Annotated in this window: 2 protein-coding genes and 1 tRNA gene; 2 read left to right on the plus strand and 1 reads right to left on the minus strand. The window is 58.1% G+C overall.

Translation table 11 applies throughout. From position 1 onward, the window contains the following. The coding region (locus H5U08_RS16555) for a hypothetical protein (protein WP_297035588.1) at positions 1–408 on the minus strand (408 nt) is incomplete at its 3' end. A 499-nt stretch (positions 409–907) separates the two neighbouring features. Between H5U08_RS16555 and H5U08_RS16560 the strand changes: the two genes are divergently transcribed. Then, a tRNA-Arg gene (locus H5U08_RS16560) sits at positions 908–981 on the plus strand. 665 nt (positions 982–1646) lie between these two features. Continuing rightward, on the plus strand, positions 1647–2170 hold a 524-nt coding region (locus tag H5U08_RS16565; RefSeq protein WP_297035591.1), incomplete at its 3' end, for an argininosuccinate synthase domain-containing protein.

Consider the following 2170-nt stretch of genomic DNA (forward strand, 5'->3'; position numbering starts at 1 on the left):
CCAGAGATCGGTACCATCAAGTGAGACCATGACTCCGGCGCCCAACTGCTGAATCTGGGGGTTGCCCTGAAACGTCGCGCGGAGGTGCGCGGTTGTACCGTTGCTGGTGGACTGGAAGCCGGACCACGAGAGCGTTACTGCTCCGCCGGTCTGGCCCGCCTGATTACCAAAGTTTGCGAGGGGTAGGAACGTGTCCGTCAGGGGACTGACAGAGAAGAGATCGCGGGCTTCAAGGGGTTCGAAAGAGCGACGCCGACCTGATCGTCGCAGACGCCGGCAACTGGTGTTTGCAATGCGGCGGGTTAAAAGCGGTAAAAGGCTTGACAGGATGCGTGTCCGACGACTGGTAGTGCGGGGGCGGTCGTCCCAGCCACACAGCCCGGCCGAGAGAATAGAGCGTCGTTGCATAGTCATCGTTGTCGTACCCAAGAAGCAACCAGAAGGTGGCAACTCCAGCGACGAAACAGGATCTATGGGTGACCGATAAGCCTGTGCAATTCACCGAGAAAAGACACAAGCCGTGACGAGCTCTCAAAAACTCGAGTCGAACGTGTTCGGCCACACGCCGACTCAGTTCTTGTAAAACCATAGGTCACAACAAGTGACAATAAGCCTCACACTTGAGGCAATCTTGCGAAAATGTGCCGCAATAATTGGTAAAACGGAAGGTGGAAGTTCCGTTTGTGCGGAAATTGCGGGTCGTATGCGGGGTTGAACGGTCCGTTACGTTTCACGCACAGGGAATCGCATGACAGAGGCCGGGCGTAAACCGGTGGCAACCCTCCCGGACCAGCGTTCGCTCGAGGCAGGATTTCGATTCCGCCCCATGCCAGACCGCTTTGCGCAGCTTCTGCTGCCCCATAAAATAAAAGCGATGTGAGCAGTTCCAAGGACGGCCGCCTGGTTTGCGCCCGTAGCTCAACCGGATAGAGCATCGGTCTTCGGAACCGAGGGTTGGGGGTTCGACTCCCTCCGGGCGCGCTTTGATAGAGCTCCGGCCTGTGTGCCGGAGTTACTTTTTTGGTAGGAGCATGAGATCAGACCGTTGCCAGATTTCTGCGACTGCGGCCATTTTGGCTGGTGAAAAACCACCGTAAAAAGGGAGACGGGAAGGAGGCGGGTACCTGAGCACGGCTGACTCATTCCCACTTCTGCAAAAACTTGAGGTGCCACGAGTGCCAGCTGCTGGATGGGCCATTCATAAATGGGCTCTACCAGTGGCGTGGCCCGGGTCGAACTGGGCATTTCAAGCCCTTGTGTGATGCGGATGCCCCCGGGGCGCTCGCTCGGCCTGGAACCGGCGCCTGGAGGAGGGACGCCTCCCACGGTGTCCACCGAACACGGAGGGGGCACCCTTTCGTGCCCGGCAGAACGCAAGAATCCAACGATGGAAAGCGGACATGACAGGCACGTCCCTCCGAAAACAGGCGTGACAGCAGGTCCATCCTGGCTGATGCGAACCAGTGTGGGCGTCCGTGCCCGATCGCAATAGGAAAAGTGGTGATGTGTCACCTGGGCGCGGTTGTTGGGACTGTGGCCACGGTCGGTTACAATACATATCTTTCGACTTGTTGGGTGGGTTACGGCTCTTGTGCGGTGGCGGGCCGGTACTGAGAAGCCAATCACTTTGAGAGGACGGGTTTACTATGGCAGGTTGCGTGCTGGCGTATTCTGGCGGACTGGATACCTCGGTCATTCTGAGTTGGTTGGTTGAGAAGGGCTACGACGTCCACGCGGTGTATGTGGACCTCGGCCAGCCGTGCGAGGATCGCGAAGCCATCCTGGAGAAGGCAAAGAAAATTGGGGCAAAATCTGCCCGGCTGGTGGATGCCAGGGAAGAGTTGTGTCGGGATTTCGCGTTCCCTGTCATGCAGTGGGACGCCCGGTATGAAGGTGTCTATTTGCTGGGCACGTCCATAGCGAGGCCTCTGATCGCCAAGGTTTGTCTTCAGGTGGCCCGAGAGGTCGGTGCTGATACTTTCGCCCACGGTGCTACTGGCAAGGGTAACGATCAGTGCCGGTTTCAACTCGCTGCCGAAGCCCTGCAACCCGGGATTAAGGTTCTGGCCCCGTGGCGATTGCCAGAGTTCCGCCAGAAGTTTCCCGGGCGGAAGGAAATGATCGCGTATTGCGAGCAAAAGGGAATTCCCGTCAAGGCAACAGCCGCGAA

This window comes from Thermogutta sp. (assembly GCF_014359955.1).
GTDB lineage: Bacteria > Planctomycetota > Planctomycetia > Pirellulales > Thermoguttaceae > Thermogutta.